Genomic DNA, 19,926 nt, shown 5'->3' with positions numbered 1-19,926 from the left:
CGGCGGACGACGATCCTCCGTCCGTATGCGAGTCAGGACGGGCGCGACTCGCGGCCACGGGCGAGGGCGGCGACGATCGCATCCTCGGCATCGGCGCCGGTCTCGGCAGCGGCAGACACGTTCTCCGCGACCACGGCCTCGATGATCTCGGTCCGCTGGATGCGCGTCTCTCGCGGCGCCTTCACGCCGATCCGCACGCTGTCGCCCTTGATCTCGAGCAGCGTGATCTCGATGTCGCCGTCGATGCGCACGCTCTCACCGATCCGCCTCGTCAAAACCAGCATTCGTTCAGCCTACTGCCGCGGAGACGGCGCCGATCGACGGGGCCGGGGCGTCACGGACGACACCGACCGTCTCGATGGTGAGCGCGGCGGACGTCGCCTCCGTGTAGGAGAGCACGGGGAGGCCGTCGGTCTGCGCCGACACGAGTCGTCGCACGGCGGGACGCAGTGACGGAGCGCACACCAGCACCGGCTCTCCGCCCTCGCGCACCGAGGAGACGGCCTGCTTCACCGACTCCACGACGGACTCCATGCGCTGCGGGTCGAAGACGATCTGAGTACCCTCGTCGCCGGGACGCAGGTTCTCGAGCATGGCCTGCTCGAGGAGCGGGTTGATCATCACCACGCGCAGGATGCCCGCGTCGGCGAAGCGCGCGGCGATCGCGGGGCCGAGTGCGGCGCGTGCTGCCTCGATCAGACCCTCGGGGTCGGTCGATGTCCTGGCCCGCAGCGCGAGCGCCTCGTAGATCCGGCTCAGGTCGTTGATCGGCACGCGCTCGGCGAGGAGACCCTGGAGCACGCGCTGGATCTCGGCCAGCGACAGCAGGGCGGGCGTGAGCTCCTCGACGGCGGCCGGGGAGGCCTGCTTGAGGGCGTCGGTGAGCTGACGGACGTCCTCGCGGCTCAGCAGACGCGCGGCGTGGGCGTGGATCACGCTGGAGAGGTGCGTGATGATGACGCTGGCCCGGTCGATCACGGTGGCCCCGGCGAACTCGGCGCTGTGCCGCATCTCCAGGGGGATCCACTTGCCCTCCAGCCCGAACACCGGGTCGAGCGTGGCCGTCCCCGGAAGGGACTCCAGGCCCTGTCCGAGGGCCAGCACCGAGCCGATCGGTGCCGTGCCGCGCCCGGTTTCGACCCCGGCGATGCGGATCACATAGGTCGCCTGTGCGAGTTCGATGCTGTCGCGGGTGCGCACGGGCGGGGTGATCAGGCCCAGGTCGAGGGCGATCCGGCGGCGGAGTGCTTTCACGCGCGCCAGGAGGTCGTCCGGGCCGCCCGTGACCAGATCGACGATGTCGGGGGAGAGGAGGATCTCGAGCGGGTGCACCCGCATCTTCTCGATCAGCTCCTCCGGCTGGTCGGTCGGGGCGGCCGTCGGGGTCTGGGCGGCGACCGCCTCCTCGCGCTTTTGGTTCGCCTTGATGCGCTGCGCGACGAGCAGCAGGAGGGCTCCGATCGCGACGAACGGCAGCATCGGCATGTGCGGGATGAGCGACATGATGATCGCGGCGCATCCCGCGATGATGAGCGCGTTGCGGGACTGCCCGAGCTGCGCCGATGCCGCCGTCCCCATCTCGGCCTCGGCCGTGGAGCGGGTGACGATCATGCCGGTCGAGACGGCCATCAGCAGGGCCGGGATCTGCGTGACGAGCCCGTCACCGATCGTGAGCAGGCTGTACGTGCTCACGGCCTCGTCGATCGCCATGCCGTGCTGCACGATGCCGATCGCGATGCCGCCGATGAGGTTGATGATGATGATGACGAGGCCGGCGATCGCATCGCCCTTCACGAACTTCGACGCACCGTCCATGGCGCCGTAGAAGTCGGCCTCCGCGGCGACCTCCGCACGGCGTTCGCGGGCCTCGGCATCCGTGATGAGTCCGGCGTTGAGGTCGGCGTCGATCGCCATCTGCTTGCCGGGCATGGCGTCGAGCGTGAACCGGGCGCCGACCTCGGCCACGCGCTCGGCACCCTTGGTGACGACCACGAACTGGATGACGACGAGGATGAGGAACACCACGGCGCCGATGATGAGCGAGCCGCCGACGGCGATCGCCCCGAACGCCTCGATCACCTGACCTGCGTACGCCTCCCCGAGCACCAGCCGGGTCGACGCGACGTTCAGCCCGAGCCGGAACAGCGTCGCCACCAGCAGCAGCGAGGGGAACACCGAGAAGTCCAGCGGCTTCTTCACGAACATCGACGTGAGCAGGATCACGAGTGCGAACATGATGTTCAGGATGATGAGGATGTCGAGCAGGAACGGCGGCACCGGGACGACGAGCAGCATGATGATGCCGACGACCCCGATGGGCACCATGAGCTTGACGAACAGCTGTCTCATGCGGTCCTCCGGTAGGGAAGGGTGTGGATGCCGCGGGCGGCGCCGCGCCGACGCAGCGCGTCGACGAACACCAGCACGCGCGCGACGGCGTTGTACAGGTCTTCGGGGATCTCCTGGCCGAGCTCGCACGCGGCGTGCAGGGCGCGGGCGAGCGTGATCTCGCGCACGAGCGGCACACCGGCGCGCACGGCCTCGTCACGGATGCGCTCCGCGATCACACCGCTGCCCTTCGCGACGACCTTGGGGGCCGCGCGACCGGGCTCGTACCGGAGGGCGATCGCGATGTGCGTCGGGTTGACGACCACGACATCCGATCCGGCGACCGCGGCGATCATGCGGTTGCGGCTGGCGGCGAGCTGCCGGGACCGCCGCTGCTGACGGATCAGCGGATCGCCCTCGGAGTTCTTGCTCTCGTCGCGGATCTCGCGCTTGGTCATGCGGGTGTGCTTGCGGTTGCGGCGCATCACGACGAACATGTCGATCGCGGCGAGGACCAGACCGACGGCGATCGCGGTCTGCAGCAGGGCGGCCGTGCCCTCGGATGCCGTGCCGAGCAGGCGCGAGATCGAATGGGCGCCGCTGGCGGTGAGCACCGGCATCAGACCGGCGATGACCACCCAGAGCGCGATGCCGATCGCCGCGGTCTTCAGCAGGGCTTTGGCGCCCTCCCACAGCGCCTGCAGGCCGAACACGCGACGGATGCCGCTGACGATGTTGAACTGCTCGAAGCGCCCGGTGAGCGGTTTCAGATGCACGCCGCCCTGGACCACGGCGCCGATCAGCGTGACGATGGCGACGGCGGCGAGCATCACCGCGATGGTCGGGAGCACCGAGCCGAGGCCGCGCTCCAGTGCACCGAGCGCCGCCTCCGGAGTGGGGCTGAACACCAGGGAGGTGACGGTGAGGAGCTGCTCGGTCCCGGCGCCTGCGCCGAGGGCGATCGCCGCGGGCATGGCGATCGCCGCGGCGCCGATGCCGAGCCACGCCGTGAGGTCCTGGCTGCGCGAGAGACGCCCCTTCTTGCGGGCCTCATTGAGGTGCTTGTCGGTGGCCTTCTCGCTGCGTTCGCCGGTGTCGGTGCCGCTCACTCGTGCACCCCCTGCATCATCTTCAGCGCCTGCCCGGAGAGGGCGTCGACGATGCCGGGGAGCACCGCGTACACGGCACCGGCCAGCAGCAGGGTGAGCAGGATCTTCACCGGGAAGCCCATCGCGAAGGCGTTGAGCGCCGGCGCGACCCGGGTGATCAGTCCGAGCCCGACGTCGGCGAGGAACAGCACCAGCACCAGGGGACCTGCGATCTGCACGGCGGCGAGGACCATCTGCGACACCCCGTCGATGAGGAGTTCGGCGGGCCCGGCCACCTCGAAGATGCCGTCGACCGGCACCGCCTCGAAGCTCCGGGCGAGACCGGCGAGGATCAGCTGATACCCGCCCGAGGCGAACAGCAGCGTGAGCGCGGTGATGTGGAAGAGCCGGGTGAATTGGGCGCCGTTCACGAGCGAGTGCGGGTCGAACGCCTGCGCGAGCTGGAACCCGCCGAAGACGTCGATCAGGCTGCCGGCCGCCTGCAGCGCCGAGAAGCACAGCAGCACGAGGAAGCCGAGCAGGGCTCCCGTGAGCAGCTGCAGCACGAGGGCTCCGAGGAACGGGCCGGTGTCGAGGTTCTCGTAGCCGGGAGCGACGGCCGTGCCCACGGCGAGGGAGAGGCCGATGGCGAGCATCGCCTTCACCCGCACCGGGATGGCGCCGTAGGAGAACGGCGGGGCGATCATGATGAAGGCGGTGATGCGCACGGCGGCGAGCATGGTCGCCTCGAGCCACGCGAAGTCGATGGGGATGAACACGCGGTCACCCGCTCAGCAGGGTGGGGATGCGGGCGAACATCTCGTTCGTGAAGGCGATCATCTCGGCGATCATCCAGTTGCCGGCGATGAGCAGCGCGATGCCGACGGCGACGATCTTCGGCACGAACGACAGCGTCACCTCCTGCACCTGCGTGATGGACTGCAGCAGCGAGATCGCGAAGCCGACCACGAGGGCCGTGACGAGCACCGGGGCGGCCAGCTTCGCGGCGATGATCAGGCCCTGGGTGCCGATGTCGATGACCGCTTCCGGGCTCATCCGACACCCCCGTAACTCTCCAGCAGGGCGCGGATGATGAGGCCCCAGCCGTCGACGAGGATGAACAGCAGGATCTTGAAGGGCAGCGAGATCATGACCGGCGGCAGCATCATCATGCCCATCGACATCAGCGCCGCGGCGACGACGAGGTCGATCACGAGGAACGGCACGAAGATGACGAAGCCGATGATGAAGGCGGCGCGCAGCTCGGAGATCATGAACGCCGGGATGAGTGTGTACATCGGCACGCTCGAGGGATCCTCGGGGTTCGGCTGACCCGCCATCCGCGTCATCAGGGCCAGGTCTTCTTCGCGCGTGAAGCGCAGCATCCACTCCTGCAGCGGCAGCTGGCCGACGTCGATCGCCTGCGTGAAGGTGAGGCTTCCGTCGATGTAGGGCTGCACGGCGACCGTGTTGATCTCGGTCAGCACCGGCCACATGATGAACAGCGACAGGAAGAGGGAGAGTCCGGCCAGCACCTGGTTCGGGGGGATCGTGGGCAGCGACAGCGCGTTCCTGGTCATCGCCAGCACGACGAAGATCTTCGTGAACGACGACATCATCAGCAGGAGCGCCGGGGCGACCGAGAGCAGCGTGATGCCCAGCAGGGTCAGGATCGAACCCGAGGGGCCGCCGTCGACGCCGTTGATGTCGATCGTGACGCCCTCGCCCGGGGCGTCGGGGGTGACCTCGGCGTGGGCGGCGGTGCCGGTGAGCAATGTGAGCACCGCGACCAGGGCGAAGGCCGCGAGGAGGATCAGCGCGACCCGTCGCAGCGCGCGGCCGTCGACGACCCCACGGGACGCGCTCATCGCGTGCGCCGGATGGCCTCGGCGGTCTGCCGCCAGGTTTCGGGGGAGAGGATGGAGCCGCGCAGGGGATCGTTCCGATGACGCACCCGACGCTGCGGAGCCGGCCGGGTCGGCGATGCCGCGGTCGTCTCGGTCAGGGCGGTGGCGGCGAGGATGCGGTCGAACTCCGCGGCATCGGATGCGGCGTCCGCGGTGGCCGTCGACCACTCGGCGCGGGTGTCCTCATCGGGCAGCGCCGCGGCCTTGACCGGCAGCTTGTCGACCACGCTCACGCCGTGCTCGGTGACACCGAGGACGTACCGGGCGTCCTCGGTCTGGACCACGACGACCTGCGCCTTCGGACCCACGCCCTGCCGCCCGAGCACCGTGATGACCTCGCCGTCGCGCCGACGCGCCTGCGTACGTGCGACGCGGCGCTGCAGGAACCACAACACCCCGAGCACGGCGGCGAGCGAGAGCACGACCCGCAGGCCGAGCAGGAGGTCGTCCAGGGTCAGGCCTCGACGTTCTCGAGGATGCGGGTGATCCGCACCGCGTAGTCCTGGTCGACCACGACCACCTCGCCGTGCGCGATGATGCGGCCGTTGAGCTTGATGTCGGCCGGGGCGCCGGCGGAACGGTCGAGCTCGACGATGCGGCCGGGTTCGAGGTCGAGCACATCGCGCACCGACATGCGGGTTCGGCCGATCTCGACCGTGAGCTCCATCTCGACGCCGGCGATGCGGTGCAGACGCCGGGTCGAGCTCGATGCCGCCGCCGGAGCGCGGGTGACGACGACGGCGAGGCGGCCGATCGTGCGATCCGCGTCGTCCTGCAGGTCGAAGAGCTGCGCGGTGGTATTCGAGAAGAGCGGAGAGGCATCGCCGATCACGGCATCACCGAGCGCGCCGGCTCCCAGGGCGCTCGTCGAGGCTTCCAGCACGTCGCGCAGCCGATCGGCGAGGGGCGCTCCGGAGAGCCCGTCGACCAGGGTCTCGGCGTCGAAGAGCTGCACGGCGAGCTGCGCGCTGGCCTCACCGACGAACTGCACGATCACGGCATCGCCGGTGTCTCCGGAGACCTGCGAGGCGCGGGCGGTGACGGGAGCGGCGGTCGGCAACGACGCGGCGAAGGCGGCCGCGACGGCCGACTCATAGGTGGTGGTGCTGGTCACGCGGGCTCCTCGGCGAAGACGGGATCGGGGACGGTGGTGGCGACGACGCACGCGAGACGGGCGCCGGCACTGCCCACAGCGGCGGTGGCGACGGTCTGATCGCCCACGGCGAGCAGCATCGGGCGATCGGCGGAGTGCGGGAAGGAGATGATGTCGCCGACGGCGAGGTCGAGCACCTCACGGGGGAGCACGGCGCGCGGGGCCAGACGCAGCGAGAGCTCGATGGGGGAGACCTCGACCTGGCGTCGGACCAGGCCCGGCGCTGCGGCGCGGTCGGCGTCGGAGGTGCGCACGGTGAAGCCGGCGAGGACCGACGCCGGCAGCATGATGCTCACCGGTACCGCCCGACCCGCGAGGCGCATCGAGAAGCGGGCGACGATGACCGGTTCGCCCGATGCCGCGACCTGGGCGAACTGCGAGCTGTACTGGATGCCGCTCACGGTGACACCGGCGGGGAGCAACCCGTCCAGGGAGCCGGTCAGGTGGTCGAGCGCGTCGACGATGAGGGAGCGGATCAGTGCCTGCTCGATCGGGGTGAACGTGCGGTCCTCCGACGTCGCGGACGCTCGTCCACCGACCATCTGCACGATCCAGGTCGTGGCGGCGGAGGTCGGCAGCTGCACGATGAGCCGCTCGTCGGAGTCGGGCAGCGCGCACACGATCAAGGTCGTCGTGGTCGGCAGCGAGGCGGCGTACTCGCCGTAGGTCAGCATCCCGACATGCTCGACGGCGATGGTGGCACGTACGTGGATCTTCGCCGAGAGCTGCGCCGACCACTGCCGCGAGAACGTCTCGAAGGCCAGCTCCAGGGCGCGGGTGTGCTCGCGCGACAGGGTCGCCGAACGGCCGAAGTCGTATACCTCGACTTCGGCGGTCTTCGACGCCGTCGCTGTGCGCACGTCGGAGCGCACGCTGTCCTCCATCACCACGAACCCGACTATCGGGTGGTGATCGACGTGCGTTAGAAGGGAACGGTCAGGAGGCCGGCTGCGCGGCCTGTGCTTCCGGGATGAGTGCTCGCACCTCCTCCGTCGCGTCGGAGAGGACGACGATGTCGACGCGCCGGTTCTGGGCCAGCGCCGCGGGCGAAGAACCCGCCGCGACGGGCCGCGTGTCGCCGAACCCGACCGACTTCAGGTGCGCCGGCGGGAGCCCGGACGATTCGACGAGGTGCCGCAGCACCTGGGTGGATCGACCGGCCGAGAGCTCCCAGTTCGTCGGGAACGGGGCGACCGATCCGCGGACGTCGGCGTGACCTTCGACCGAGATCTCATTCGGCGCGGTCACGAGGACCGAGCCGAGTGCGTCGAGCACCAGCACGGCCTTCGAGCTGAGGGTGGTGCTGTTCGTGGTGAAGAACGTCTCGGCGCTGACGAGTCCGATCGTGAGACCGCGCTCGTCGATGGTGAAGGTGACGTCGGCTTCGAGGCCGTTCTCGGCGAGCACCGTGCGCAGCCGCTCGCGGAGGGCCGAGAGCTCGTCGAACTCGGTCTGCGCCGCGGCCAGCTCGATGTCGGCGAAGTCCTCGCCCTTCTCGTCGACCAGTTCCGGCGGCACCACGACCCCCGTGACGGCGTCCACGTCTTCGGAGGGCTCCTGGCCGAAGCCGGTCGCGAGTGACGCGCTGAGCGCCTCGAACTTCTCCTGGTCGACGGTCGACATCGCGAACAGGACGATGAACATGCACATCAGCACGGTCACCATGTCCATGTAGGACGCCATCCACCGCTCGTCCGGACCGCTGTGCTCCTCCTGGGGCACTCGGCGACGGGCCCGGACGCTCACGGCGCGGGCTCCGTCTCCGTCTCCTCCGCGGCGCGGGTGCGGGTGCGACGGCCGGAGCGGGCGGAGGGGCGCTCGGACACGAGGGCGCGCAGGCGCTCTCCGACGAACTGCGGCGGGGCGCCGGCCTGGATCGCGAGCATGCCCTCCATGAGCACGGTCATGCGTTCGAGCTCGAGCTCGCCGAGACGCTGGAGGCGTCCGCCGATGGGCAGCCAGATGAAGTTGGCCGACAGGAGACCCCACAGCGTCGCCACGAATGCCGTCGCGATCATGGGACCGAGGGTGTCGGGCTTGTCGAGCTTCTCCAGCACGTGCGTGAGGGAGACGACCGTGCCGATGATGCCGACCGTGGGCGCGAAGCCGCCGAGCGTCATGTAGAAGCGTGAGGCGGTGCGGTTACGGGCAGCGGTCGAGGTGAGCTCATCCTCCAGCAGGGTTCGCAGGTCTTCGGCGTCCGTGCCGTCGGCGATGCTCTGCAGTGCCTGGCGCAGGAACGGGTCCTTCTCGTCCTCCAGCCCCTGCTCGAGGGCGAGGAGCCCTTCTGCTCGCGCCTTCTCGGCGTAGCCGACCACCGTGTCGATCATGCTCGACGCGGTGCGGCGCTCGCCGCGGAAGGCGCGGGGGAGCGACTTGACCGCATGCAGCGCATCGCGCACGGTGCCGCTCGCGATGCCGACGGCGATCGTGGCTCCGAAGACCAGCACCATCGGGGCGGGGATCAGCAGCGATCCGATGGTCGCGCCTTCGAGGTTGATCATGGCGATCAAAGCGCCGAACGCGAGCACCAGCCCGAGGATGAGGGACGGATCCATCAGAGACCCACCTCGGGAGTGGGGGAGTCGCCCTCGTTCGCGGAGATGAGGGCGGCGGCGGTAGCGAGCACGCCGGCCCGGAACCGGGTGATCTGCGCGATCACGTCGTCCATCGTCTCGGTGACGACGAACGTCGCACCGTCGACCATGATGAGCGTCGTGTCGGGCGTTGCCTGGACACGTTCGATCAGGTCGGGATTCACCGCGAACCGGGAACGGTTCAGGCGCGTGAGGACGATCATGGGCTCCATCCTGGAAAGATCCGTCCGCGTTCCGGGGAGCGCGGACCCGACGGCCCGTCCTGGGCTGTCGGAGGTGACTGTCGGCCGGTGAGCGTCCGGCGTTAGTGACGGGGCCGGTGGGCGCGGGGAACCGGCGCACTGGTGCTGTAAACACGAGTAGTCGCTCCGTTACTCGTGGTTAAGGATGCTAAACCTTAGTTTCGGGTGCGATAATCGGCTTTATGAACCCCCAGGCAGATGCGCAGGGAACCGGGTGGCCAGAACATGCCACGGAGACGCTTCCTTGGCGCCAGCAGGTTCGCGGCGGTACGCGAGCAGATCGGATGCTGGCGTCGGTGGAGGCGTCCATTCCCCCGATGATCGCGGATCTCGACTTTCTCGCACCCGCGGCGACTATCGTCGCCGCGGAGCGCGCGCTGCTCGCCGTCGCACAGGCGGATACCGACGCCGAGGGGCATTCGGCGGCGTTGAGCCGGTTCATGATTCGCACGGAATCCGTCGCATCGTCGAAGATCGAGCGGATCACGGCCACAGCGACGGACTACGCCAGGGCGCTGGCGGGCAACCGTTCGAACTCCTCGGCGACGAGCATGGTGGCGGCGAGCACCGCGCTGCACGCGCTCGTCACCGGCGTCGGCGATCGAGGCCGGTTCGCGGTCGATGATCTGCTGGCGGGTCACCATGAACTGATGAAGGACGACCCCGTGGAGGCGAGTTATGCGGGCCGTCTGCGTGACATGCAGAACTGGATCGGGGGGAGTGACCACTCGCCGCGCGGTGCGCTGCATGTGCCGCCAGCGTCGCAACGAGTCGCTCCGCTGATGGACGACCTGATCACCTTCCTCAACCGGGATGACGTCCCGGTGATGGTGCAGGCCGCGATCGGGCACGCGCAGTTCGAGTCCATACACGCGTTCACGGATGGCAACGGCCGCCTCGGTCGAGCTCTCGTATCGGCGGTGCTCCGTCGCCGAGGCGCGACGGTGAACGCGGTCGTCCCGCTGGCGAGCGGTCTGCTCGCCAAGAGGGACGATTATTTCGCCGCGCTGGGCGACTATCGGCGGGGCGACCCTACGCCACTCATCGACCTGTTCGCCCGATCGGCACGTGCGGCGGCTGTGTGCTCGCGTGTATCCATCGCCCGCATCAAAGCCCTGCCAGAGGAGTGGGCGAACGAGCTGCGCCCACGTGCCGGGTCAGCAGCGGCCGCGCTTATCTCTGCGTTCTACGACCACCCCGTCATGGCGGCTGCCGAGATCGAGCAGCGCTCGGGAGCGTCCGAGCAGCAGGCCTACAAGGCCATCATCCGGCTCGAAGAAGCGGGATTCGTCCAGGAGATCACCGGGCGCAAGCGGGACAGGGTGTGGGTCGCCGCTGAACTGCTCGCAGAACTCGACGACCTCGACCGCCGTATCCAGGCGGAGATGAGCATCTGAACGCAGACCGGGAGGGCTCCCCGCGATCACGCGGAGAACCCTCCCGGGGAAGCAGCGAGCGGCCGCGGCTCAGCGCTTGAGGTTCGTGAGCTCCTGCAGCACTTCGTCGCTCGTGGTGATGATGCGGGCGTTCGCCTGGAAGCCGCGCTGCGCGACGATCAGGTTGGTGAACTCCTGCGAGAGGTCGACGTTCGACATCTCGAGGGCGCCGCTGATGATGCCGCCCAGGCCGTCGGTCCCGGCCTCGCCGAGCGTCGGCTGGCCGGAGTTGCCGCTGGGGCGGAACTGGGAGGACCCGGTCTTCTCGAGTCCGCCGGGGTTCACGAAGCCCGCCAGTGCGATGCGTGCGAGCACCTCGGTGTCGCCGTTGCTGAACGTGCCCACGAGGCTGCCGTCGTTCGTCAGGGCGTAGGAGCTCAGGGTGCCGGCCGGCTTGCCGTTCTGCTCCTTGATGGCGATGTCGCTGACGTCGGCGAAGCCGGTGACCGCCGAGAGGTCGACCGTGATGCCGCCGGACACGATCGACGAGGCACCGGCCTGCTTGCCGTCGGTGAAGGCCAGCGGGGTGCGCACGCCGGCAGCGTCGGTGACGTCCCAGCCGGCGGTCGTGCGGGTGAAGGTGAGGCGCATCGAGGTCTCCGTGCCCTGCGCGTCGTAGGTCTTGATGTCGCGCACGAGCGTGTCGCCGACGGCCGCGCCGGAGGGGAGGTTGCCGGTCACCCGGGCGGTGGTCGTCGCGGCGGCCGGGCTCAGAGCGCCAACGGGGAGCGTGATGTCGCCGATGCCCTGACCGGGGACGATGGCTCCGCCGCGCGCGGTCCAGCCCTGCACGAGCGCACCGTCGGCCGAGACCAGCTTGCCGCTCGCATCGAACGAGAAGCCGCCGTTGCGGGTGTACAGCGTCTCGCCGCCGGAGCGCACCACGAAGAAGCCGTCGCCGGCGATCATGAGGTCGGTCGGGACGCCGGTGGGCTGCGGTGCCCCCGACGCGAAGTTGGTGCTGATGCCGGCGACCTGCACACCGAGACCGACCTGGGCGGGGTTCTGACCGCCGAGGTTCGTCTGCGGCATCATCGAGTTGCGCAGCAGCTGCGACAGCGAATCCTGGAACTGCACGGCCGAGGCCTTGAAGCCCGTCGTGTTGACGTTGGCGATGTTGTTGCCCGTGACGTCGAGCATGGTCTGGTGCGAGCGCAGGCCCGAGATTCCGGCGAAGAGGGAGCGGAGCATGGTGGTGCCTTTCTGGGTGCGGGGCTGATCAGGATTTGGGGACGAGGGAGACGCCGGAGACGGCGTCGAGGGGGATGGAGGCTTCACCGATGGTCACGAGCGGCACAGCCCCCGCGTAGGAGACCGAGGTGACGATGCCCTTCTGGGTGACACCGTCTTCATCGACGTACTGCGCTTCATGGCCGATGAGCGCGGCGGCGGTCTGCCGCATGCTGAGCGCGAAGCTCTCGGTCGAGGTGGCCGACAGCGCGGTCAGCTGCTCCATGGACGCGAGCTGCGTGGTCTGCGAGATCATCTCGTTCGTGTTCATGGGAGAGCTGGGGTCCTGGTTGGTCAGCTGCGTCACCAGCAGCTTCAGGAACACCTCCGAGTCGAGCGTCTTCTTGCGCTCGACCGGGGACGTGGTGCTGCCGGTCTGCACGCCGGTGGGCGGGATGGTGCCGGTGATGGGGTCGACCGTGGTCATGGGGTTCCTCTCGGATCAGGCGAAGACATCGATGCCGCCGAGCGGCGAGACGAGGGGGACGGATGGTGCGCCGTCTGGTGCGGAGGGGACGACGGCCGGGTTCGGCCGCGCGGCCGCATTCCGGTCGGCGGGGGCGTCGCCGCGAGTCTGCCCGCCGCCCGCGCTCGCCGCGTTCCCGTTCGCCGCGTTGCCGTTCGCCGAGCCGCCGCCGTTCGGCGACGATTGCGGATTCGACGAGCCGGGGCCGTCGTCCGAGGTCGAGAGCATCAGGGAGGCGTGCGGTGCCGCTGCCGCGAGATCCCGCCGCAGGTCGGCGAGCACGGCCCGCAGCGCCTCGCGGCCGAGATCGTTCGGGGCGTGCAGCTCGATGTGGATGGCCCCGCCGGAGATGTGCGCGCGCACGGTCACCGGCCCGAGGTTCTCCGGCGACACGGTCAGCGTGAGGCTGTGATCACCGTCTGCGGCCTGGGCGAGGGAGACGACGGGGGCTGTGATCTGGGGAAGCAGTACCGGCCGGGCGATCGCTGCTGCCGCGGCAGGCGTGGCCGGGGCGACCGGGGGCGGAGAGGCGGGAGCCGGTGCGGTGACGGCGGACGTCGGGGCGGCAGCATCTGCGGTCGCGGGTACCGACGCGGCGGTGGCAGTGGCAACCGGAGCCGAGACTGCAGGGGACGGCGCGGCGTCGGATGCCCTATCGACGGCGGATGCTGTCCCCGACAGGAGCGCCGTGTCGGCGTTCGACGCCGGTGCCGGTTCCGACGAGGCAGCCGCGGCGACGGCACCGTGCGGCCCGGCGGGGGCGGTGACGAGGCGGAGAGCGGTCTCGGCCGGAACATCCGCCGTCGTGCTGTTCGCGCCGGGTGCGCCGGCGACAGCGGCGTTGCCGACCGGAGCCGATGCGGCACCGACGCCGTTGCCGGTCGAGGCACGCGACGATGCACCGGTGACGGCGGGCGGGAGGGATGAGGCGGCTAGGGCGGTCGCCGATGCGGCGGCGCGTGCCGGATCGGCGGATGCGGCAGCAGTGCCGGACGCTGCGATCGGCGTGGGGCCGGCTGCTTCCGCAGGAGCATCCGCGAGTCCGGTGCCCTCCGCGGCATCCGCCGGTGGCGGCACCAGGTCGAGGTCGGGGTCCGCTCCCGTGGTGCTTCCGTCGACGGGAGCCGCCGTCCCCGACCCGCTCGGGATCGTGAGGGGTGGGAGAGGCGATGCGGTCACCGGAACAACCGGATCAGCGGATTCGGCGGTCGCATCCGTCGTCTCGGTTCCCGTCGACGCACCCGACGACACTCCCTCAGCGAGGACGCCTTCGGTGGGCGCGTCGTCGGCGAGCTGAGCCCGCGCCGCAACCTGGATCACGTCGGCGAAGGCCGCGGCACCCGGGGTCACGCCGCGCGAAGGCGCCGCGCCGCTCGGCCGCGACCCGCGAGGGTCGAGCATGTCGACGATGCCGAGAGCGGTCATGACTGCCCCTCCGTGTCGGTGCGCGATCCGATCTCGTCGAGCTCCGCCTGTTCGGCGTGCAGCTCGGCCGCCCGCACCCGCACGGCGTGGGCCTGGGCCAGACGGTCGAGTCCGCGCATCGCTCGTCGCGCCTCCGAGTGCTCTGTGCGGGCCTGGTCGACGGTCTGCTCCTGCAGCTCCGCCAGCATCGTCAGGTCGGAGAGTAGCGTCCGCCCGGCGACCCGGGCGGCCGCGAGCGCCGCCAGGGAGCGGACGTCCACGGCTTCGCTCCCGGCCCCGGCCAGATGCGCGCGGAGGGAGCGATCGCGGGCCTCGGTGTGCCGGGCGTCGAGCACCGCGCGGGAGAGTCGTTGGGCCGCGGCGCGCTCCTGGATCTCGCGCACGCGCAGCAGGCCAGCCAGGGAGAACGACCGTGTCATGAGACTCCTCCGAATGCCGAGACCAGCTGGTCGAGCCGCCGCCAGGACTCCTCGATGTCGCTCGTCTCGTCGAGCGATTGGGTGAGGAAGGCGGAGATCGCGCGTTCGTGGGTGATCGCGGCGTCGATGCGGGCGTCGGCGCCCGGCTGGTAGGCGCCGATGTCGATGAGGTCGTTGGCCCGGCGACGCGCGGCGAGAACCGCGCGCAGTGTCGCCGCGTGCGAGCGCTGTTCCGGCGCCGTGATCTTCCCCACCACGCGGGAGACGGAGCCGAGCACGTCGATCGCCGGATGGTGTCCGGAGAGGGCGAGTGCGCGGTCGAGCACGACGTGGCCGTCGAGGATCGAGCGCACCGTGTCGGCGATCGGCTCGTTGTGGTCGTCGCCGTCCACGAGCACCGTGTAGATGCCGGTGATCGAGCCGCCCCGGTCGGTGCCGGCGCGTTCGAGCAGACCGGCGAGGAGCGAGAACGTCGACGGCGGGTACCCACGGGTTGCGGGGGGTTCTCCGGCCGACAGGCCGATCTCGCGCTGCGCCATCGCGACGCGGGTCAGCGAGTCCATCATGAGGATGGCGTGCGCACCGTCGTCACGGAAGGCCTCGGCGATCCGGGTGGCGGTGTACGCGGCCCGGATGCGCGCCATGGCCGGTTGATCGGAGGTCGAGACGACGACCACCGAACGAGCGAGTCCCTCCGGCCCCAGGTCGTCTTCGATGAACTCGCGCACCTCACGTCCGCGCTCGCCGACGAGGGCGATCACCGTCACCTCGGCCTCGGTGCCGCGCGCGATCATCGACAACAGTGACGACTTGCCCACTCCCGAGCCGGCGAAGAGCCCGACGCGCTGCCCGCGACCCACGCTGACGAGCGTGTCGAGCGCGCGCACCCCGAGCGGAAGAGGGGAGTCGATCCGGTCGCGTCCCATGATCGAAGGGGGAGCGTGGTCGAGGCTCACCGGGATCGCACCCGTCAACGGGCCCTTGCCATCGATCGGTCGGCCGAGTCCGTCCAGGACGCGGCCGAGCAGAGCGGCCCCGGTCGGTACGCGCAGGGCGCCACCGCGGCCCCGCACGGGCGCCCCGACGGTGAGCCCCGCGACAGCGCCGAGGGGCATGCACCGTAGCCCGCCCTCGCCGATCGCGACGACCTCGGCATCGACCCCGTCGAGGGTCACGACGTCGCCGACAGCCCCTTCGAGACCGCGCACCTGCACGCTCAGGCCGCGCACTTGGGAGACGACGCCGATGCGTTCCGGTCGAACCGCCTCGCGGACGGCGGTCCAGGCCGTCACGACCCGGCCTCCGCGAGGGCGCGACGGGCACGTTCGAGCGCGCTGCCGATCCGGGCGTCGATGTGGCCGTGCGCCAGGATCGCGACGGCATCGCCGCGCTCGAGCGTGTCATCGGCGACGAGCGCGAAGGTGGACAGGTCCGACTCCGCGGTCTGGATCGTGCGCAGGTCGTCGGGGTGCAGGCGCACCTCGCGGATGTCGGCGGGGTCGGCGACCGCGAGTGCGCGCCGCGCGGCGGCCGCGGCAGACGAGCCGGCGTACGAGAGCTCCGCGACGAGGATGAGCTCGGCGAGTTCGATCGCGCCGCGCAGCACCTCATCGCGCGCAGCAGCGGTGAGCTCGCGCTCCCGCTCGCCCAGTGAGAGGGCGGCGGCCTGCAGCGCAGACACCGCGGTCGCCACCTCGCGCGCGGCTGCCGCGTCGCGGGCCGCCTGCTCCGCCGCGGCGACGCGCTGCGCCGACTCGGCCTCGGCGAGTCCGGCGCGGAAGCCCTCCGCGTGTCCTTCGGCGTAGCCGCGCATCCGGGCGCGCGCATGCTCCGCGCCGTCCGCGCGTCCGTCGAGACGAGGGAACAGCACCGGAGAGAACGCGTCAGTAGACATACTCGTCCTCGTCGGTGCGCTGCACCGTGATGTCGCCCGCCGCCTCCAGGGCGCGGATGGTGCGCACGATCTCGGCTCTGGCCTCCTCGACCTGCGAGACGCGCACGGGGCCGAGCGTCCGTGCCTCCTCGTCGAGGTTCTCCCGGTTGCGTTCGGAGACGTTGCGGCGGATGAGGTCGGCGATCCCCTGATTGGCGCCCTTCAGCGCGAGGGCGAGCGAGCGGATGTCCATGCCGCGCAGCACCCGCTGGGTGTCGCGGTCGTCGAGCTTGACGACGTCGGCGAAGGTGAACATGCGCGACCGGATGTCTTCCGCGAGGGCACTGTCGCGGTCCTCGATGCTCGCGAGCAGCGCCTTCTCGACAGTCGCTCCGGAGCGGGCGATGATCTCGACGAGCGGTTCGACGCCGCCGAGGGTCTCCGGTGCGTCGCGGCTCGCGAAGCTCCCGGTGCGGGTCTTCAACGCGTCGGCCACGATCGCGATCGCCTCCTGCGACGCGGTGCCCATGGTGGCGATCGCGTGGGCGACATCGGTGCGGGTCGGGTCGGGGAGCGCTGCCAGCACGGCCGCCGCCCGGTCGGTGGGCAGGTGCGCGAGCACGAGGGCGACGGTCTGCGGAAGCTCGCCGTCGAGCAGCGTCGCCAGCTGTGCCGGGTCGGCGGAGCCGAGGAACTCGAACGACGAGTTCATCGACGTCGAACCCACCCTGCCGAGCACGGCCGCCGCCCGCTCTGCACCGAACGAGGCCTCCAGCAGGCCGGCCGCGAGGTCGCGGCCACCGCGGGCGGGCGGCAGGTGTCCCGTCGCGATGCGGTGGAACTGCCCGAGCGCCTGAGCGGTGGTGGCGGCATCCAGGTCCTGCAGCTCGATGATCTCGGCCGCGACGGCCTCAGCCTCCGATTCCGAGAGATGCTTCATCACCTCGATCGCCTGCGCGCGATCGAGGTTCATCAGCACGACGGCCGCCGTCTGCCGGTCGGTCAGCCCGCTCATACGTGCTGCCTGTCGTCGATGAGGGTCCGCAGCAGCTCGGCCGTGCGCTTCGGGTCCTGTCGCGTGAGGGAGTCGATCTCGGCGCGGCGGCGCTCGAGGCTCACCTGCGCGGGCTCGGGGTCGGGCTCCGGCTCGGGATCGGGCGTCGTCTCGAGGAAGGCCAGCGGGGTCGTGGCCGCCTGGTCGATGGCGACGGTGGCCGCACCGGGGCCGAGGGCCGCCGACAGCGGAGCCGGCCGGTCGCCGAACAGCTGATCGAACTCGGTCGCCGAGTTGGCGCGACGCCGCATCCGCACGAGGGCGGCGATGACCGCGAGCAGCAGGGGCAGTGCGATCGCTGCGGCGATGATCGCGGTGTTCAGCAGAACCGACTGACGTTCCGCGGCCTCGGCGTCCTTGGCGGCCTGGAGGGCGGCCTGCGCAGCTTCGGCATCCGTCTGGCTGAACGACACGAGTTCGACCGCGATGGAGTCGCCGCGTGCGGTGTCGATCCCCGCGGCGGTCTCGACCAGTTCGGTCAGCTGCGCGGTGCTCAGGTCGCCACCGGCACCCGCGTCGACCGCGACCGAGACAGACTGGCGCAGCACGTTGCCGGCGGGGGTCGAGGTGCTCTGGGTGCTCTTGTTGACGGCGTTGGTCTTCGACGTCTCCGTGGATTCGGACGTGCCGTCCGCGCCCGCAGACGGCACCGCGATGTTGTCGGGTCCGAGCACGCCGGCGTTCGAGCTCGAACCGTTCTGCGTGTCCGTTCGAGACTGCTCGGTCAGCGGAGGCGCGCCCTCCGCCGGGGTGTAGGTCTCTTCGACGCGCTCGTTGACCGAGCGGTCGATCTCGGCGACCACCGTCACGGTCGCATTGCCGGGGCCGACGACGGTGTCGAGCATCTGCTGCACGCTCGCGGTCACCCGGGCCTCGTAGTCGCCGGCCTGCTGGTCGACGCCGCCGATCGCCCCGACGCCGGCAGCCGAGAGGGTCTGGCCGCTCTGGTCCACGACGGCGACGTTCTCGGGCTTCATGCCGCTGACGGCTGCGGAGGTCAGGTGCACGATCGCCTCGACCTGCTTCGAGGTGAGCGACGAGCTGCCCGACGTCTCCACGAACACCGATGCGGTGGCGTCGACGGTCTCCGAGACGAAGACGCTCTCCTCCGGGATGGCGAGCTGTACGGAGGCCGCCGTCACGCCCTCGATGGACGAGATGGTCGCGGCGAGCTCGCCCTCGATGGCGCGCTTGTAGGTGACGGACTGCTGGAACTCCGAGGTGGTCACGCCCATGTCGTCGAGCAGTGAGTACCCGCCGGAGCTCGCACCGGGCAGCCCGGCGGAGGCGGCGGCGAGCCGCTGGTCGTAGACGTCCTTCTCCGGCACGAGCACGGTGGCACCGCCGTCGGCGAGCTCGTAGGGGACGGAAGACGATCGCAGCTGCTCGACGACGGCGTTCGCATCGGAGGCGCTCATCCCCGAGAACAGCGGGGTGTAGGTCGGGCGGGTCAGCCAGCTGGAGAGCGCGACGATCCCGAGCGCGAGCACGGCCACGCCGATGATCGCGATGGTGCGCTGCGCGAGCGTGAAGCCCGCGATCACGCGTCCGATCCGCTGGAAGACGTTGGTGACGGCCTGGGGCATCAGGCTTGCATCCGCATGATCTCGTTGAACGCGTCGACGCCCTTGTTGCGCACGGCGGCGACGAGTTCGAGGGTGACCGACGCGCGCGAGGAGGCGATCATGGCCGAGTGGATGTCGTCGAGGTCACCCGTGACGGCGGCGACCTTGAGCGCGTCGGATTCGGACTGCAGGGAGCGCAGCTCGTCGATCGCCCCGGTGACGCTGTTCGCGAAGGCGGTGTCGTCGGCCGCCTTCGCCGGAGCGGTGGGCGGGGCGAGGGTGAACGCCGAGGAGATGCCCTCGACGCCGGAGAGGGGATCCATCAGCTGCGTCCGATCTGGAGGGCGGATTCGTAGGCGTTGCGGGCACGGTCGACGATCGCGGCGCTGGCCTGGTAGCCACGCTGCGCGAGGATGAGCTGGCTCATCTGGTCGCCGAGGTCGATGTCGGGGTAGCGGACGTAGCCGTCGGCGTCGGCGAGCGGGTGGTCGGGCTGATGCACGAGCCGCCCCTCCGCACTGCCCTGCGCGGAGCCCGCCACGTACACACCCGGCGACTGGTCGCTGGTCTGGGCGGTGATATACCGTGCGCGGAAGGCGGCGCCGTCGGTCGCCGTCACGGTGTTGATGTTCGCGATGTTGTCGCTGATGGCGTCGAGCCACTTGCGGTGCACGGTCAGGCCGGTGCTCGCGATGCCGATCGCGTCGAAGGTCATGAGGTCCTCATCGCCGCGCGCATCGACGCGAACGAGCCGTTCACGGCCTGCGTGGCGAACTGGTAGCGCAGCATCGTGTCGACGCTGGACAGGGTCTCGGTGTCGAGGTTGACGTTGTTGCCGTTCAGGCGCGTGGGCTCGAGCGAGGTGCCGACCGTCGAGTCGACCCGTCCGTCACCCGCCTGGACCGAGTCCGCGAGCGCCTCTTCGAAGCGCACCCGCTTGGCGTGATAGTCGGGGGTGTTGATGTTGGCGATGTTGTCGGCGATCGCACGCTGGCGCAGCGCGAGGCCGTCGAGCGCGCTCGTCAGCGCGTTGATGGTCACAGAATCGAACACGACCGCTCCCCGTGTGTGGTGGTGTGGCCGATCCATGGCCGAGTCTTGCGAGCCATCCGTGCTCTCCCTGTTCTATCGGCAGGGTCGCGC

General features: G+C 70.4%; 24 protein-coding genes. 1 reads left to right on the top strand and 23 read right to left on the bottom strand.

Annotated elements, in window-relative coordinates; genetic code table 11:
- Positions 1-32: 32 nt before the first annotated feature.
- From csrA to OC372_RS17975, 12 genes are read right to left on the bottom strand one after another with little or no spacing between them, the layout of a single operon-like run.
- Positions 33-284 (bottom strand): carbon storage regulator CsrA, encoded by a 252-nt coding sequence (gene csrA, locus OC372_RS18030; RefSeq protein ID WP_105711647.1) that lies wholly within the window; start codon positions 282-284, stop codon positions 33-35.
- 4 nt (positions 285-288) lie between these two features.
- A complete protein-coding gene (locus OC372_RS18025; RefSeq protein ID WP_105711646.1) occupies positions 289-2,349 on the bottom strand; it encodes a flagellar biosynthesis protein FlhA in 2,061 nt (686 codons plus the stop codon).
- A complete protein-coding gene (locus OC372_RS18020) occupies positions 2,346-3,437 on the bottom strand; it encodes a flagellar biosynthesis protein FlhB (RefSeq protein ID WP_105711645.1) in 1,092 nt (363 codons plus the stop codon). The genes OC372_RS18025 and OC372_RS18020 overlap by 4 nt, the downstream gene beginning before the upstream one ends.
- Positions 3,434-4,195: a flagellar biosynthetic protein FliR gene (locus OC372_RS18015; RefSeq protein ID WP_105711644.1), complete on the bottom strand. Its 762-nt coding sequence runs from the start codon at positions 4,193-4,195 to the stop codon at positions 3,434-3,436. The genes OC372_RS18020 and OC372_RS18015 overlap by 4 nt, the downstream gene beginning before the upstream one ends.
- A 4-nt stretch (positions 4,196-4,199) precedes the next feature.
- Entirely contained in the window at positions 4,200-4,472 is a 273-nt protein-coding gene (fliQ, locus tag OC372_RS18010; RefSeq protein WP_029261100.1) for a flagellar biosynthesis protein FliQ, read from the bottom strand.
- Positions 4,469-5,284 (bottom strand): flagellar type III secretion system pore protein FliP, encoded by an 816-nt coding sequence (gene fliP / locus OC372_RS18005; protein ID WP_262003430.1) that lies wholly within the window; start codon positions 5,282-5,284, stop codon positions 4,469-4,471. The genes fliQ and fliP overlap by 4 nt, the downstream gene beginning before the upstream one ends.
- Positions 5,281-5,745 carry a FliO/MopB family protein gene (locus OC372_RS18000; protein WP_262003427.1) on the bottom strand — a complete coding sequence of 155 codons (465 nt, stop codon included), beginning with the start codon at positions 5,743-5,745 and terminating at the stop codon, positions 5,281-5,283. The genes fliP and OC372_RS18000 overlap by 4 nt, the downstream gene beginning before the upstream one ends.
- A 32-nt stretch (positions 5,746-5,777) precedes the next feature.
- Complete coding sequence (fliN, locus tag OC372_RS17995; RefSeq protein ID WP_262003425.1) at positions 5,778-6,437, bottom strand: flagellar motor switch protein FliN; 660 nt, start codon at positions 6,435-6,437, stop codon at positions 5,778-5,780.
- Positions 6,434-7,360, bottom strand: coding sequence for a flagellar motor switch protein FliM (locus OC372_RS17990; RefSeq protein ID WP_262003603.1), 927 nt, complete (start codon positions 7,358-7,360; stop codon positions 6,434-6,436). Before OC372_RS17990 ends, fliN begins: the two co-directional genes overlap by 4 nt.
- A 52-nt stretch (positions 7,361-7,412) precedes the next feature.
- Complete coding sequence (locus tag OC372_RS17985) at positions 7,413-8,222, bottom strand: flagellar motor protein MotB (protein WP_372468673.1); 810 nt, start codon at positions 8,220-8,222, stop codon at positions 7,413-7,415.
- Complete coding sequence (locus OC372_RS17980) at positions 8,219-9,034, bottom strand: motility protein A (protein ID WP_262003423.1); 816 nt, start codon at positions 9,032-9,034, stop codon at positions 8,219-8,221. The genes OC372_RS17985 and OC372_RS17980 overlap by 4 nt, the downstream gene beginning before the upstream one ends.
- Positions 9,034-9,276 carry a flagellar FlbD family protein gene (locus tag OC372_RS17975; RefSeq protein ID WP_262003421.1) on the bottom strand — a complete coding sequence of 81 codons (243 nt, stop codon included), beginning with the start codon at positions 9,274-9,276 and terminating at the stop codon, positions 9,034-9,036. Before OC372_RS17975 ends, OC372_RS17980 begins: the two co-directional genes overlap by 1 nt.
- 356 nt (positions 9,277-9,632) lie before the next feature.
- Here OC372_RS17975 and OC372_RS17970 point away from each other — a divergent pair, with 356 nt between their 5' ends.
- Positions 9,633-10,712, top strand: coding sequence for a Fic family protein (locus tag OC372_RS17970; RefSeq protein WP_262003419.1), 1,080 nt, complete (start codon positions 9,633-9,635; stop codon positions 10,710-10,712).
- Between the two features lie 69 nt (positions 10,713-10,781).
- On the opposite strand, the gene OC372_RS17965 is transcribed toward OC372_RS17970, so the two are convergent.
- From OC372_RS17965 to OC372_RS17915, 11 genes are read right to left on the bottom strand one after another with little or no spacing between them, the layout of a single operon-like run.
- Positions 10,782-11,942, bottom strand: coding sequence for a flagellar hook protein FlgE (locus tag OC372_RS17965; RefSeq protein WP_262003417.1), 1,161 nt, complete (start codon positions 11,940-11,942; stop codon positions 10,782-10,784).
- A gap of 28 nt (positions 11,943-11,970) precedes the next feature.
- Entirely contained in the window at positions 11,971-12,408 is a 438-nt protein-coding gene (locus OC372_RS17960) for a flagellar hook assembly protein FlgD (RefSeq protein ID WP_262003415.1), read from the bottom strand.
- A 15-nt stretch (positions 12,409-12,423) separates the two neighbouring features.
- On the bottom strand, positions 12,424-13,872 hold the full coding sequence (locus OC372_RS17955) for a flagellar hook-length control protein FliK (protein ID WP_262003412.1): 1,449 nt from the start codon (positions 13,870-13,872) through the stop codon (positions 12,424-12,426).
- Positions 13,869-14,291: a hypothetical protein gene (locus OC372_RS17950; protein WP_262003410.1), complete on the bottom strand. Its 423-nt coding sequence runs from the start codon at positions 14,289-14,291 to the stop codon at positions 13,869-13,871. The genes OC372_RS17955 and OC372_RS17950 overlap by 4 nt, the downstream gene beginning before the upstream one ends.
- A complete protein-coding gene (locus tag OC372_RS17945) occupies positions 14,288-15,583 on the bottom strand; it encodes a FliI/YscN family ATPase (RefSeq protein ID WP_262003407.1) in 1,296 nt (431 codons plus the stop codon). Before OC372_RS17945 ends, OC372_RS17950 begins: the two co-directional genes overlap by 4 nt.
- Positions 15,580-16,185 carry a FliH/SctL family protein gene (locus OC372_RS17940; protein ID WP_262003404.1) on the bottom strand — a complete coding sequence of 202 codons (606 nt, stop codon included), beginning with the start codon at positions 16,183-16,185 and terminating at the stop codon, positions 15,580-15,582. Before OC372_RS17940 ends, OC372_RS17945 begins: the two co-directional genes overlap by 4 nt.
- Positions 16,175-17,179: a flagellar motor switch protein FliG gene (gene fliG / locus OC372_RS17935; RefSeq protein ID WP_091035019.1), complete on the bottom strand. Its 1,005-nt coding sequence runs from the start codon at positions 17,177-17,179 to the stop codon at positions 16,175-16,177. Before fliG ends, OC372_RS17940 begins: the two co-directional genes overlap by 11 nt.
- Positions 17,176-18,804, bottom strand: a complete 1,629-nt coding sequence (gene fliF, locus OC372_RS17930) for a flagellar basal-body MS-ring/collar protein FliF (RefSeq protein WP_262003399.1) — start codon at positions 18,802-18,804, stop codon at positions 17,176-17,178. The genes fliG and fliF overlap by 4 nt, the downstream gene beginning before the upstream one ends.
- The gene (gene fliE / locus OC372_RS17925; protein WP_029262222.1) at positions 18,804-19,106 is read right to left on the bottom strand and encodes a flagellar hook-basal body complex protein FliE; all 303 of its coding nucleotides are present in this window, start codon (positions 19,104-19,106) and stop codon (positions 18,804-18,806) included. Before fliE ends, fliF begins: the two co-directional genes overlap by 1 nt.
- Entirely contained in the window at positions 19,106-19,498 is a 393-nt protein-coding gene (locus OC372_RS17920) for a flagellar basal body rod protein FlgC (protein WP_262003394.1), read from the bottom strand. Before OC372_RS17920 ends, fliE begins: the two co-directional genes overlap by 1 nt.
- Positions 19,495-19,836, bottom strand: a complete 342-nt coding sequence (locus OC372_RS17915) for a flagellar basal body rod protein FlgB (RefSeq protein ID WP_262003391.1) — start codon at positions 19,834-19,836, stop codon at positions 19,495-19,497. The genes OC372_RS17920 and OC372_RS17915 overlap by 4 nt, the downstream gene beginning before the upstream one ends.
- Between the last annotated feature and the right edge of the window lie 90 nt (positions 19,837-19,926).

The organism is Microbacterium sp. Mcb102, from assembly GCF_024519805.1.
Classification (GTDB): Bacteria; Actinomycetota; Actinomycetes; order Actinomycetales; family Microbacteriaceae; genus Microbacterium.
The sequence above is the reverse complement of the archived record's forward strand: the minus strand, read 5'-3'. Positions and strand labels throughout refer to the sequence as shown.